Below are 14,303 nucleotides of genomic sequence, written 5' to 3'. Positions count from 1 at the left end.
GTTTATCCTTCGGTTATTGCATTTTTGATCCACTCAATATGATCGCCATTTTGATGAATAGCCACAACATCAAATCGAAAATCCGTCGAGTGGGGGCTTAAATTATGTTTATTCAGCCACAAATTTGCGCTGTTCACCAGCTTTCTCATTTTATTGCGGGTGACACTCTCAGCAGCGTGACCAAATTGCTGTGTTTTTCGATATTTCACTTCAACAAACACAATGATGTCACCTTCGCGCATAATTAAATCTATTTCGCCACACTTCACCGAGAAGTTCTTCTCGATGAAGTGGAGGCCATGTTGCACAAGGTATTTTTGCGCAGTAGCTTCGTATTTAGAACCGATGTTTTTTCGGTTAATCAGCCCCATACACTGCCCAGTCGACTTTTCTTTGCACGACACACTGTTTGTTAATACTTAGTACGCCTGTTTCACCGTCAATACTATAGCCATCAATCACTTTCATTTGTGGCAGCTTCTCCATTAGCTGGTAAGCATCCATCCCAAGTGCTTGTAAGCGCTTTTGTGAGTTAGTAATGGTTGGCCAAATTTTACTCATTTCCTCAGCAATTGCTGGGTTTGGATTCAGTATCATTGGAATATCACTGTAAGAGATACCAGACAGATCTTCGTATTTTGTGTCGCCACTATTGCTGGTTGAAGTAGCAAACAATTTAGGTGGATTGGCATCTGGGTTAACGGCCACTTCAATAAACGGCTTAATCAAAGTTAACTGGCTGCTATTGGCAACAATATACACAGCATCGATATCTCTACGGCTGCGTGGTTGGGACTGCAGCGGGATACCCATTAATCTATCCATTTGTGCAATACGCTGTTGGCTAGACTGCAAACCAAACACATTATTGATGTTTCGTTGTAGCTCACGCTTATCACCGAATAAGCTCACGGCGACTTTATCTGTGCTGTATTTTTGCCATTCATTTTCAAATGCTTGTACCACTCGATCACCGAAACTGCCTTTTGGCGCAAGTATCAGAGGGTATTTATAGCCCAGCTCAAATAGGTGTTTTGCACCTTGAGCCACCTCTTGCTCGGGTGAAAGGGCAACGTAGCAAGTATCGATGCCTGGATCAATCGACTCAGGAATGTTCAAAGCGAGTGTCGGTATCGGTGTTGGTAGCTGTTCTTGCAGTTGCTGAAGCTTCTGGACATTACTCTTTAGCAGTGGACCGACGATAAAATCAATCTTCTTGTTTTTCAGCGTATCTTCAATCGCTTGGCCATTGTCGCTGTTGGTGTCCACAATGGTTAAGGTTGCGTTGGGGTTACGGTCTTTGTCATTAAGCATCTCTAAAATGAAACCGTCTCTTATTAACTGGGCTTGTTTAGAAAACTTACCTGTCAAAGGTAGCAACAAGGCAGTATGGACAGGTTTAACAAACTTCAGCGATAAAATGTCTTGAATGTCTTTTGGCGTGTACTTAGCCGCTGGGTGGTGACTGTTTTCCTCTAACCAATGTTTCAAGGTATTTTGTAACTGAGGGATGTTGTTGGCGAGCGTTTTCATGTAGACCGCGAGTTGTAGCCAACCATCTAAGACATCTTCATTCGGTTTTGCACTCAGTTTAGTGATTTCTTGCGGAGAATATTGATTTAAGTTGTGCCATACCTCTTGCGCGATCTTTGGTTGATCGGACTCTGGTAAGTAATCAGACAATAAGATCAACTCGCGGCTGGCTTGAAAATAGTTATTGAGGCCGGTAAATGCTTTAGCGCGATACTCGTGGTATTCTTTCCACTGCACGTCATCCAGTTTCCACCATAGCTCAAAGTTAAGTTTGTCGAGTGCTTGCTGATATTGCTGATCATGAATCAGTTGATTGGCTAGGGTCAAATCAATTTCTGCTTGCTGACGCTGGTCGAGTTTTTGCTTAGAAAGTCGGCCTAGTAACAGTTTGGTTTGATCTTTATTATCGGCTTTAATGGATGCCTTCAGCGCCATGATTAACCAATCATTTTGCAGTGTACCAACGCTTGCATCGGCCCGCATAATATAGGTCTGAGCAGATTCAGTAGCAGGGGGAGTGATATCGATGTCACCTTTGCCTGTTGGCACGGAAGAGCAGGCTGCCAAGGTCATTGTTATTACAACTGGAGTTAATAAGCGTGTTACACTAATTTTCTTATGGTTCTTTATAGCCATGAGTTTTTATGAGGTTCCATATTAAAGTGTTTCTATATTAATCGTTGAAGTGATAGTTAACAAATGACAGATAGCAAAACCTTATCGGCTAACATCCCAACTCTATACATTGTCCCGACTCCTATTGGTAATTTGAGTGATATCACCCAAAGGGCGATAGAAGTATTGACGGAGGTCGATCTGATTGCAGCAGAGGATACTCGACATACCGGGAAATTATTATCTTACTTCAATATCCATACTAAAACTTTTGCGTTACATGATCATAATGAACAGCAAAAAGCGCAGGTTTTAGTCGAAAAAATTCTACAAGGACATTCCATAGCACTGGTTTCAGATGCAGGCACTCCTCTGATTAGCGATCCAGGTTACCACCTAGTCCATCAGTGTCGTCAAGCCGGTGTCAGAGTTGTCCCTCTGCCAGGTGCTTGTGCTGTGATTACTGCCCTGAGCGCTTCTGGTTTGCCTTCAGATAGATTTTGCTTTGAAGGTTTTCTGCCTGCAAAGTCCAAAGCACGAGTAGACAAGCTGAATTCGATTGCAAAACATTCACATACGTCGATATTTTACGAATCAACTCATCGAATTCTAGATTCTTTGCAGGATATGTTACACGTCTTAGGTTCTGAAAGAGAAGTAGTGTTAGCACGTGAGCTCACCAAGACGTTTGAAACCATACAAGGCTTGCCGTTAGGTGAGCTGATCGAGTGGGTAAAACTAGACCAGAATCGCACCAAAGGTGAGATGGTGGTGCTGGTTCATGGCTACCGCGAGACATCGCAAAATGAAATCCCCGCCGAAGCGATACGCTTACTGACGTTACTGGCAAAGGAGCTTCCTCTTAAAAAAGCGGCAGCCATCACCGCAGAGATGCACAATCTGAAGAAAAATGCCTTGTATAAATGGGGATTGGAAAGTCTTTAGCCTTCCATCTTGAAGTAACTTGGGTATAGCTATGGACAGTCGATTCGATTATCTATACAATCCGCCCCCGGAGTTGACTGGGTAGTCGCTGCTTCATTGAGGTCCTTCGGGAAACTGATGAAGGGGAGGAAAGTCCGGGCTCCATAGAGCAGGGTGCCAGGTAACGCCTGGGGGGCGCGAGCCCACGACAAGTGCAGCAGAGAGAAAACCGCCGATGGCCCAATAGGGCACAGGTAAGGGTGAAAGGGTGCGGTAAGAGCGCACCGTGCGTCTGGTAACAGTTCGTAGCAAGGTAAACTCCACCCGGAGCAAGACCAAATAGGCTTCCATATTGCGTTGCTCGCGTAAGGAGGCGGGTAGGTTGCTCGAGCCAGTGAGTGATTGCTGGCCTAGACGAATGGCTACTACCGCGAAAGCGGCACAGAACCCGGCTTATGTGTCAACTCCTCCCATTTTATAGGCCCATCATAACAACAAGTTATGATGGGTTTTTTACTTGCAACTGACGAAAACTAATTTCTAAATAATAGAATTAGCTCAATATCATGAGGTGTTCGCAGCTTCCCTCAATGTTATAGTTCACAGTTACTGATTGCTGTATTCAATGACGACTAAACCGCCTAACGAGATGACCATGACCGAACCATTCCAACATGTATCTGTATTGTTAAACGAATCGATAGATGGTTTAGCGATTAAACCTGATGGTATCTATATTGACGGTACGTTCGGTCGAGGTGGCCATAGCCGCACAATCCTAACCAAATTAAATGAAAATGGTCGTCTGTACAGTATCGATAGAGATCCTCAAGCCATTGCTGAAGCCAATACTATAGAGGACCCAAGATTCACCATTATTCATGGCCCCTTCTCCCATATTGCTCAGTATGCGAAAGAGTACGACTTAGTAGGCAAAGTAGATGGCGTCTTATTCGATTTAGGCGTGTCTTCTCCCCAGTTAGACGATGCGGAACGTGGTTTCAGCTTTATGAAAGACGGCCCATTGGATATGAGAATGGATCCGACAAGCGGCATACCTGTGTCTGAATGGTTAGCTCAGGCCGATTTGGATGATATTACTTGGGTGATCCGTGAGTTTGGCGAAGACAAGCATGCGCGACGAATTGCAAAAGCCATTGTCGCATTTCGAGAAGACGAAGAACAGCAGCCATTGACACGCACCACTCAGTTGGCCAAATTAATATCTGATGCAGCGCCGAAAAGCTTCAAAGAAAAGAAACACCCGGCCACTCGAACCTTTCAAGCCTTACGCATGTATATCAACAGTGAGTTGGAAGAAATCGATACTGCACTTAAAGGTGCTGCTAGTATTTTGGCTCCGCAAGGTCGTCTATCAGTGATCAGTTTTCATTCACTGGAAGATAGAATGGTTAAGCGGTTTATACGTAAGGAAAGCCAAGGCCCGCAAGTGCCGCATGGCTTGCCATTAACGGATAAGGAAATTCAAGCTTTGGGCTCTGCTGATTTAAAAGCCATTGGGAAGGCAATTAAGCCATCTAAACAAGAAATAGAAGCGAATGTACGCTCGCGTAGTTCCGTATTACGAGTCGCCGAGAAACTGTAATTCATTATGGACCAGTCCTCGCCCAACCTCGCCAAATTGATTGCTAAAGATTTAGTAACGGTCGGGCGTTTGCCTCTCATCTTAATGTTGCTGGTATTAGGTTCGGCGCTAGGTGTGGTGTATACGACACACAATACTCGTATCGCCGTTGCTCAGAAAGACAAGACTCTGGTTACTCGGGAAAAACTCGATGATGAGTGGCGTAACTTACTCATCGAGGAGACTTCGCTGGCCGATAGCAGCCGAGTGGAAACCATAGCGAAAAACGACCTTAACATGGAGCGTCCTGATTCAAGCAAGGAAGTCACCTTTTCAGCACAATGAAACCAAAACAGCCTAAGCCAAATTCAAAGCCAGATATCGCCGACGAAAAAAATGCCCCTTTGCTGATTCGTTGGCGCTTTTATCTGGTCATTTTCTTTGTTTTTGTCGCCTTTGCCGCTCTTGTCAGTCGTATTGCCTATATACAGGTTGTTGAGCCTGGCAACCTTATCCATCAAGGTGATATCCGTTCTATTCGAGCAAAAGTCTTGCATTCAGCTCGCGGTATTATCTATGACCGTAATGGTGAACCTCTTGCCGTCAGTGTTCCTGTTGATGCCGTTTGGGCAGACCCTGCCACCATTATTAAAGATGGCGATCTGAAAGATCTCAACCGTTGGTATGCCCTTGCTGACGTTTTGGACCTCGATAGACACGAGCTAGTCAATAAAATAAAAAGTAATGCCAAGCGCAGGTTTATCTACATCCAGAGACAAGTTAGCCCTGCGATGGCTAACTATGTACGCGAGCTTAAGATAAAAGGGATTGGGCTAAAACATGAATCTCGCCGTTATTATCCGGCAGGTGAAGTGAGTGCTCATGTCGTCGGGGTGACCGGGATTGATGGACATGGTTTGGAAGGCGTTGAGCGCAGTTATGATGACTGGTTAACTGGCGAAGCGGGAAAACGCGTCATTCGTAAAGATCGCTACGGACGAGTAGTAGAAAACATCTCTTTGGAAAAACGCCAAGAAGGAAAACCGCTCACTTTGACGATCGATCAAAGGATTCAAGCGATTGCTTATCGAGCCATCAAACAAGTGGTGGCCGATTATCGCGCGACCTCGGCATCCGCAGTCCTGATTGATGTCAAAACTGGCGCGATACTGGCGATGGTCAATGCGCCATCCTACAACCCGAATAATCGTGCCGATCTGAAGAGCTTTAATATGCGCAACCGTGTCATTACTGATGCATTTGAGCCCGGCTCGACGGTCAAGCCCTTTGTTATTTTAGCGGCGCTCGACAGTGGTGTCGCCAATCCTGACACCGTGATTGACACAGGAAATGGCGTCATGCGTGTGGGCGGCAGTTTGGTCACCGACACGGAAAAAGTCGGTAAAGCCGACCTGACCACGATACTACAAAAATCCAGTAACGTCGGTGTAGCAACGCTTGCACTACGAATGCCGATTGAAACGCTTTTGCATATGTATAGTGTGGCTGGATTTGGCCAGCTTTCTGGATTGAATCTTGTTGGAGAAACGACGGGTATCTTTCCTAATCGTCGCCGCTGGTCGAAAATTGAAATCGCTACTTTAGCGTTTGGCTATGGATTAAGTATTACCCCTCTCCAGCTCGCCCACGCTTATGCCACCTTAGGCAATTATGGCGACTATTTACCTCTACATATTGTAAAGACCGACCACCCAGTCAAAGGTCGCCAAGTTTTTGGCCATGAAAACGTAAAACGTGTTTTAAAAATGCTGGAAGCGGTGACCGAACCAGGAGGCTCGGCTGTGAAAGCGGCGGTGCCTGGATACCAAGTCGGGGCAAAAACAGGCACCTCCCGAAAAGCGGAGAATGGTGAATATAGCGATGAATATTTTGCTTATACCGCAGGGATTGCACCTATTAGCAATCCAAGGCTGGCACTTGCTGTGATGGTGAATGAACCACAAGGGGATAACTATTACGGAGGGACAGTCGCCAGTCCAGTATTTGCCAAAATCATGAAGGGCGCGTTGCAAATACTCAATATCCCACCCGATGCGAAGAAAAAGACAAAAGAGTAGGTAAGTAGATTATGACTCAACCATTCACTTTATCTTGGTTACTTTCCCCTTGGCTGGATCTCAGCCAAGTCGCTTTCTCTCAATTAGAAGTGAGTGAGCTTGAGCTTGATAGCCGAAAAATATCGTCAGGAATGACGTTTGTCGCAATCAATGGGCATGAAGTCGATGGGCGAAATTTTATTGATGCTGCCATTAGCAATGGTGCCAATTGTGTTATTGCACAGGCATGCAAGCAGCATGTACATGCTTCGATTGAAATCAAAAATCAGGTCCCTGTTGTTTATATGGATGAGTTGTCAACGCACTTATCCGCCTTGGCCGCTCGCCTGTACCCACGCCAGCAGTCTCGATTGATTGGTGTAACAGGTACCAATGGAAAAACGACCATAAGCCAATTAATTGCCCAATGGTTAGAACTGACAGGTGTGAAAGCGGCAGTAATGGGCACCACAGGTAATGGTTTTTTATCCAACCTAACGCCTGCATTAAATACAACGGGAAGTGCGATTGAGATTCAGAAAACTTTGCACCAGCTTGAGTTAGAGGGCGCGCAGGTGACGGCGCTTGAAGTGTCTTCTCACGGACTGGTGCAAAATAGAGTCAAAGCGACATCCTTTGATGTGGGTGTGTTTTCTAATCTCAGCCGTGACCATCTCGATTACCATCATACGATGGAAGAGTATGCTGATGCGAAGTTGATGCTATTCACTCAGCATGACACGAAAAAGCCAGTGATTAATATTGATGACGAGGTAGGCAAGCGCTGGATGACTCAGTTACCCGATGCCTTGGCGGTGTCGTTGCAAGCTCCACTTGAATCATATAGCCGCGTATTGTGGGCCAAGGCCGTCAGCTACTCTGAGCAAGGTATTGAAATCCAGTTTGACGGCGCATATGGTAGCGGCACACTCAATGTGCCTCTTATAGGTCAGTTTAATGCCTCGAATGTGCTACTTGCATTTGGCGCTTTACTTGAGCTCGGTATAGATAAAGCCCTTCTAGTACAACACGCTAATACTATAAAGCCAGTGATAGGTCGTATGGAGCTTTTTCAATCTGACAACCAAGCCAAAGTCGTGGTCGATTATGCGCATACGCCTGATGCGTTAGAAAAGGCTTTGCAAGCATTAAAAGTACATTGCAATGGCAAGCTCTGGGCTATTTTTGGTTGTGGTGGTGATCGTGATGTGGGTAAACGGCCCATGATGGGAGAGATCGCAGAACGTCTTGCTGATCACGTCATAGTGACGGATGACAACCCACGTAGTGAGGGCCCAGACATAATAGTGACAGATATTTTGCGTGGTACTAATACACCGAATAAGGTTTTAGTAGAACATGATCGATTCAAAGCGTTAGCACACGCACTCAACGCAGCAAGCCCTGAAGATATCATTCTTCTTGCAGGGAAAGGGCACGAGGACTATCAGGTGATGGAAAACGAAACGGTTCATTATTCTGATCGAGAGTCTGCCAACACATTATTAGGGCTCAACTCATGATTAAAGTTTCTCTTCAGGCACTCGCTCAAATACTCGATGCCAAGCTCGTTGGACACAATACTGAGGTTGAGTCTATTTCAACCGATACCCGGAAAATTGCTTCAGGTGCACTATTTGTTGCCCTGGTTGGTGAGCGTTTTGATGCCCATCAGTTTGTTGAAAATGCTGTTAGTTCTGGAGCTTGTGCGGTATTGGTTTCTTCTCAGCAGGATATATCCGTACCGCAACTGGTGGTAGAAGATACCAAGATAGCGCTTGGCAAAATGGCTAAATGGGTTCATCAAGAGTGCCAGACTAAGACAGCGGCGATCACGGGGAGCTGCGGAAAAACCACCGTTAAAGAGATGCTCAGCAGTATTTTGGCCCAGATTGGTCAAGTCATGTACACCGATGGCAACTTTAATAATGAAGTGGGCGTGCCGTTAACGTTATTGCGCTCAACTCCCGAAGATCAGTTCGCTGTGGTTGAATTAGGCGCTAATCACATTGGCGAAATTGCCTATACCACAGAGTTGGTTAAGCCTGACGTAGCTTTGGTCAATAATGTCGCAGAAGCTCACTTAGAAGGGTTTGGCTCTTTAGAAGGGGTAAAAAAGGCCAAAGGTGAGATTTATCAAGGGCTATCAGAAGGCAGTAGCGCCATTATTAACTTAGATAGTCAAGGCGAATCGCTGTGGGAAGATGTGCTTAGCGATAAAAACGTGCTCACCTTTTCCGCCACCAACCAACAAGCAGACTTTTATCCATCATCAGTCCGTATGAATGAGAAAGGCGAAGCCGATTTTGTTCTGCATACACCAAAAGGCTCGACGCCAGTGCAACTTGGGATTGTCGGTGACCATAACGTGAGCAATGCGCTCGCCGCGTCGGCCCTAGCTTTGGAAATGGGGGCAACGCTCAAAGATATACAAACCGGCCTTGCGCATTTATCTAATGTAAAAGGGCGCGTAGAGGTGATTAACTTAACTGAGTCTATCACTCTTATTGATGATAGCTACAATGCCAGCGTTCCCGCAATGAAAGCCGCCATCGACCTTTTGCATTGTTATCAAGGAAAAAAGTGGCTTATTCTTGGCTATATGGCGGAGTTGGGCCATGAAAGTGAAGCATTGCACAGAGAAGTGGCAGAACATGCGGCTCAATATTCGTTTGATCATGTCTTAACCTTTGGTGATCCGGCACAAGTAATTAGCCAAGTCTGTCACGGAAATCACTTTGCTAGTCATAACGAATTGATATCTTACATAAACCATCATCTATTATTAGAAGAAAATTACTCACATACCCTATTAGTCAAAGGGGCAAATAGCGCTCGCATGTTCGAAGTTGCTGCGTCTTTGAAGGAGACCTATTCATGATTATTTGGCTCGCACACTTGTTACAGCCATACTTTTCCTTTTTTCGGCTGTTCGAATATCTATCTTTTAGAGCCATCGTTAGTATTTTAACCGCATTAGCCTTGTCGCTTTGGATGGGGCCAATCATGATCAAGCGTTTGCAAAAATTGCAAATTGGTCAAGTTGTCCGCCATGATGGACCAGAGTCTCATTTTAGTAAGCGAGGCACGCCGACAATGGGTGGCATCATGATTTTGGCATCTATCGTGATTACCGTTTTATTATGGACGGACTTGAGTAACCCCTACGTCTGGGCTGTGTTGTCGGTGCTAGTCGGCTATGGCATTATCGGCTTTGTTGATGACTATAGAAAAGTCGTGCGTAAAAATACCGATGGTTTGATCGCCAGATGGAAGTATTTTTGGCAGTCGGCCATTGCCTTAGTTGTGGCCTTCGCTCTGTATGCTCATGGTAAAGACACGGCAGCCACCCAATTAGTGGTGCCCTTTTTCAAAGACGTGATGCCGCAATTAGGCTTTCTGTATATCATTCTTACCTATTTCGTAATCGTGGGTACCAGTAATGCCGTGAACTTAACCGATGGTTTAGACGGACTGGCGATTATGCCAACCGTTTTGGTCTCTGCGGGAATGGCTGCTATCGCTTGGGCTACGGGTAATTTCAACTTTGCCAACTACCTTCATATTCCTTATATCCCAGAAACCTCTGAGCTTGTGGTGGTTTGTACTGCTATGGTCGGAGCAGGCTTGGGCTTTTTATGGTTCAACACCTACCCAGCACAAGTATTTATGGGAGATGTTGGCTCACTTGCTTTGGGCGGCGCGTTAGGTACTATCGCGGTATTAGTGAGACAAGAATTTGTGTTAGTGATTATGGGCGGTGTGTTTGTTATGGAAACCGTATCGGTCATTTTACAAGTTGGCTCCTATAAATTGCGTGGCCAAAGAATCTTTCGTATGGCTCCCATACATCACCACTACGAGTTAAAAGGTTGGCCTGAGCCAAGAGTGATTGTACGCTTTTGGATAATTTCTATTGTTTTGGTTTTGATTGGTTTAGCAACCTTGAAAGTGCGATAGTCGAGTAGGAAAGTGGTGGATAAACAAGCAACAGATTTTTGGGCCGATATTGAGAATGTCTTGGTTGTCGGCCTTGGCGTTACTGGTCTTTCGGTAGTGAGCTTTCTTGATAATTTGCCAAGAGAGCTGTGTATTCGCGTAATAGATACAAGAGACAACCCACCAGGTAAAGAGCAGCTAGCCGACCACATTCAGCTTCACTCAGGTGGCTGGCAGTCAGATTGGCTAGCTCAAGCTGATTTGATAGTACTGAGCCCTGGTATTGCGCTTGCAACTCCGGAAATTCAACAAGCGATCTCGCAAGGCTGCCGAGTGGTGGGAGACATTGAGTTGTTTGCCTGGTACGTTGATAAACCTGTTATTGCTATCACAGGATCAAATGGTAAAAGCACGGTGACTGATCTGACGGGAGTAATGGCAAAAGCTTGCGGTATTCATGTTGGAGTTGGTGGCAATATCGGTGTGCCTGCACTTGATCTGCTAGGTCATGATCACGAATTGTATGTATTAGAGCTTTCCAGCTTTCAATTAGAAACCACCAACAGCTTAGCTACGATTGCCTCTGTGTTTTTAAACCTTTCAGAAGATCATATGGATCGCTATGAGTCGATGGAAGAATATCGTCAGGCTAAGCTGAAAATCTTTGATCATGCCCAATTCTCCATCGTTAATCATGCAGATCGCGCCACTTATCCAGATGGCGTTTCGGAAAACCAGCTTATTACATTTGGTCTAGACGAAAATAGTCAATATGGCTTAAGTAGCTATAAAAACGAAGAGTATTTAACGTCCAATGGAGATAGAGTGCTTGCGACGAAAGACTTGTCTTTAGTTGGTAGGCACAATGTCGCGAATGCATTAGTAGCCATTGCGTTACTTGATAGTGCCAAGATTGATTATGTTGCAGGGCTTGAGGCGTTGAAGTCTTACACTGGGCTAACCCATCGTTGCCAGGTGGTGGTAGATAACAATAACATCAAGTGGATAAACGATTCTAAAGCAACCAATGTCGCCAGTACTCTTGCTGCTTTATCGGGGCTGAGCTGCCAAGGTAAGCTTTATCTTTTGCTTGGCGGTGAAGGCAAAGGTGCTGACTTTACTGACTTGAAAGAGCCTTTATCGGCTATCAATGTCGAACTATGTTGTTTTGGTAAAGACGCTGCGCAGTTTCTGTCTCTCCATCATTCGGCAAAACAATATGACACAATGCACGATGTCATCGAATCAATCGCTCCATTATTACAGCCACATGATATGGTGATGCTTTCGCCAGCATGTGCGAGTTTTGACCAGTATAAAAATTTTATGGCGCGAGGAGAAGCGTTCACTGAGCTTGCTCATCAATACGCTGATTAGGGTTGTCGCAGTTATGCAAATGAAGGGTTCCATAGCAAGCATGAGACAGTGGCTGGTAAAACCATCCGCTGAAGCTCTGTTTGACAGACAGCTGGTTTGGATCGCTTTGAGCCTGATGGTCTTTGGCCTGATAATGGTCACTTCCGCCTCGTTTCCAGTGAGCACTAGATTAACTGGTCAACCTTTCTATTTTATGACAAGGCACGCCTTATTTTTGCTCCTTTCCATCGGTGTCTCTTCGGTCGTACTACAAATCCCAACAGAAAAGTGGTTGAAATACAGTTCTTGGCTGCTCGGGATCTCTTTTGTCATGCTGATTATCGTTCTTATCGGAGGACGTTCAGTTAATGGTGCTTCTCGTTGGATCCCTCTGGGCTTTTTCAACTTACAGCCCGCAGAAGTCTCTAAATTGGCTCTGTTTGTTTTTATGGCAGGATATTTGGTTCGAAAGCAAACTGAAGTGAGAGCGACGTTTTTTGGCGGTTTTATGAAGCCAATAATGGTGTTCGGTGCTTTGGCTGTGTTGCTATTGGGCCAGCCAGATTTAGGTACGGTCATCGTCATGTTGGTCACTTTATTTGGCATGCTGTTTATTGCTGGGGCGAAACTATCTCAGTTTGTCGCCTTGATGATGGCAGGTATTGCTGCTGTGATTGGCCTTATATTGGCTGAACCCTATCGTGTGAGGCGGGTCACTTCATTTCTGGACCCGTGGCAAGACCCTTTTGGCAGTGGATATCAATTGACTCAATCTCTTATCGCGTTTGGCCGTGGTGGTTGGTTTGGTCAAGGGTTAGGGAATTCGATTCAGAAACTGGAATACCTTCCTGAAGCCCATACCGATTTTGTGTTTGCTGTGATTGCTGAAGAGCTTGGAATTGTCGGGGTGGTGTTGGTATTGATGCTGATATTTAGTCTGGTTTTTAAGGCGATCATGATCGGTAAAAGAGCGTTTGAGCAAGAACAAAATTTTGGTGGCTATCTGGCCATAGGTATTGGCATTTGGTTTGCCTTCCAGACTCTGGTTAACGTTGGAGCGGCTGCTGGTATTATGCCAACCAAAGGTCTTACGTTACCTTTGATTAGTTATGGTGGTTCGAGTCTAGTTGTGATGTCTATCGCAGTGTCTCTATTGTTGCGAATCGACTACGAATGCCGTTTGAAGAAAAGAAATCAAGATTTAGTGGAACAAAGCACTGATGACAACGAATAAACGATTAATGATTATGGCTGGCGGTACTGGAGGCCATATTTTTCCCGGGTTGGCGGTTGCTAAAAAATTGCAGCAGCAAGGCTGGGACATTCGATGGCTAGGAACGGCCGATAGAATGGAAGCGGACTTAGTCCCGAAACACGGTATAGATATTGATTTTATTCGGGTAAAAGGCTTGCGAGGTAAGGGTATTTTGCGTCTGATAGCCGCTCCTTTCCAAATTGCTAAAGCGATATTACAAGCTCGCCGTCATATGAAAAAGTGGCAGCCGAATGCAGTCCTCGGTATGGGGGGCTATGTCAGTGGGCCTGGTGGTGTTGCCGCTCGGATGCTTGGTATTCCCATTATATTGCATGAACAAAATGCCGTTGCGGGATTAACCAATCGTTGGTTGTCAAAAATCGCAAGTAAAGTGTTTCAAGCCTTTCCTGGCGCGTTTCCATTTGCAGAAGTGGTTGGTAATCCGGTTAGACAGGATGTGGTCGCGTTACCCGCTCCCGGCGATCGCATGCATGATAGACAAGGGCCTATCCGCATATTGGTTATGGGTGGCAGCCAAGGGGCGCAGATCTTAAATCGCACTCTACCTGTTGTGATGGCAAGGCTGGGTCAAGACTTTGAAGTGCTGCATCAAGCGGGCAAAGGCAACAAATGTAGCGTGATCGATAGCTATAAAAAGAATAACGTGCAGAATGCCTCTGTGGTGGAGTTTATCAATGATGTTGCCGAATCTTATGCATGGGCAGATTTGTTGATATGTCGATCTGGAGCGTTAACGGTCTCTGAGGTATCAGCGGCAGGTGTTGGTGCGATTTTTGTTCCTTTTATGCATAAAGATCGTCAGCAAGCGCTTAATGCTGATCAATTGCTGCAATGTGCGGCAGCCAAGATGATAGAACAGCCAGAGCTAAACGTTGAAAAACTGACACAAGAAATTAAAAACCTTGATCGTGAAAGCCTGTTAGAAATGGCAAACAAAGCACGCACAATGGCCAAGGTGAATGCGGATAGTGTGGTGGCTGACGCCATCATTGCAACGGCAAATTAACGAGATACACAG

12 protein-coding genes and 1 other RNA gene are annotated in these 14,303 nt (G+C 45.5%); 11 read left to right on the top strand and 2 right to left on the bottom strand.

Annotation, left to right across the window (positions count from 1 at the left end):
* Positions 1–2 precede the first annotated feature (2 nt).
* Together M9194_RS08585 and M9194_RS08580 are read right to left on the bottom strand one after the other, a co-directional pair.
* Positions 3–371: a YraN family protein gene (locus M9194_RS08585; protein WP_250612221.1), complete on the bottom strand. Its 369-nt coding sequence runs from the start codon at positions 369–371 to the stop codon at positions 3–5.
* Positions 358–2,169, bottom strand: coding sequence for a penicillin-binding protein activator (locus tag M9194_RS08580; protein WP_250612220.1), 1,812 nt, complete (start codon positions 2,167–2,169; stop codon positions 358–360). Before M9194_RS08580 ends, M9194_RS08585 begins: the two co-directional genes overlap by 14 nt.
* Positions 2,170–2,232: 63 nt before the next feature.
* Here M9194_RS08580 and rsmI point away from each other — a divergent pair, with 63 nt between their 5' ends.
* The 11 genes from rsmI to murG all read left to right on the top strand — a co-directional run bounded on the left by rsmI (position 2,233) and on the right by murG (position 14,291).
* Positions 2,233–3,093, top strand: coding sequence for a 16S rRNA (cytidine(1402)-2'-O)-methyltransferase (gene rsmI / locus M9194_RS08575; protein WP_250612219.1), 861 nt, complete (start codon positions 2,233–2,235; stop codon positions 3,091–3,093).
* A gap of 69 nt (positions 3,094–3,162) precedes the next feature.
* Positions 3,163–3,544: RNase P RNA component class A (rnpB, locus tag M9194_RS08570), an RNA gene on the top strand.
* Positions 3,545–3,727: 183 nt separating this feature from the next.
* A complete protein-coding gene (gene rsmH, locus M9194_RS08565) occupies positions 3,728–4,678 on the top strand; it encodes a 16S rRNA (cytosine(1402)-N(4))-methyltransferase RsmH (RefSeq protein WP_250612218.1) in 951 nt (316 codons plus the stop codon).
* 6 nt (positions 4,679–4,684) lie between these two features.
* Complete coding sequence (gene ftsL / locus M9194_RS08560) at positions 4,685–5,002, top strand: cell division protein FtsL (protein WP_250612217.1); 318 nt, start codon at positions 4,685–4,687, stop codon at positions 5,000–5,002.
* Positions 4,999–6,735 (top strand): penicillin-binding transpeptidase domain-containing protein, encoded by a 1,737-nt coding sequence (locus M9194_RS08555; protein WP_250612216.1) that lies wholly within the window; start codon positions 4,999–5,001, stop codon positions 6,733–6,735. Before ftsL ends, M9194_RS08555 begins: the two co-directional genes overlap by 4 nt.
* 11 nt (positions 6,736–6,746) lie before the next feature.
* Positions 6,747–8,237 (top strand): UDP-N-acetylmuramoyl-L-alanyl-D-glutamate--2,6-diaminopimelate ligase, encoded by a 1,491-nt coding sequence (gene murE / locus M9194_RS08550; protein WP_250612215.1) that lies wholly within the window; start codon positions 6,747–6,749, stop codon positions 8,235–8,237.
* Entirely contained in the window at positions 8,234–9,595 is a 1,362-nt protein-coding gene (locus M9194_RS08545; protein ID WP_250612214.1) for a UDP-N-acetylmuramoyl-tripeptide--D-alanyl-D-alanine ligase, read from the top strand. Before murE ends, M9194_RS08545 begins: the two co-directional genes overlap by 4 nt.
* Positions 9,592–10,674 carry a phospho-N-acetylmuramoyl-pentapeptide-transferase gene (gene mraY / locus M9194_RS08540; RefSeq protein ID WP_250612213.1) on the top strand — a complete coding sequence of 361 codons (1,083 nt, stop codon included), beginning with the start codon at positions 9,592–9,594 and terminating at the stop codon, positions 10,672–10,674. Before M9194_RS08545 ends, mraY begins: the two co-directional genes overlap by 4 nt.
* A gap of 15 nt (positions 10,675–10,689) precedes the next feature.
* Positions 10,690–12,030 (top strand): UDP-N-acetylmuramoyl-L-alanine--D-glutamate ligase, encoded by a 1,341-nt coding sequence (murD, locus tag M9194_RS08535; protein WP_250612212.1) that lies wholly within the window; start codon positions 10,690–10,692, stop codon positions 12,028–12,030.
* Positions 12,031–12,043: 13 nt separating this feature from the next.
* A complete protein-coding gene (gene ftsW / locus M9194_RS08530; protein WP_250612211.1) occupies positions 12,044–13,243 on the top strand; it encodes a cell division protein FtsW in 1,200 nt (399 codons plus the stop codon).
* Positions 13,230–14,291: an undecaprenyldiphospho-muramoylpentapeptide beta-N-acetylglucosaminyltransferase gene (murG, locus tag M9194_RS08525; RefSeq protein WP_250612210.1), complete on the top strand. Its 1,062-nt coding sequence runs from the start codon at positions 13,230–13,232 to the stop codon at positions 14,289–14,291. The genes ftsW and murG overlap by 14 nt, the downstream gene beginning before the upstream one ends.
* Positions 14,292–14,303 lie beyond the last annotated feature (12 nt).

The organism is Vibrio sinus (assembly GCF_023634645.1).
GTDB lineage: Bacteria > Pseudomonadota > Gammaproteobacteria > Enterobacterales > Vibrionaceae > Vibrio > Vibrio sinus.
This window is presented reverse-complemented; position numbering and strand designations above follow the sequence as displayed.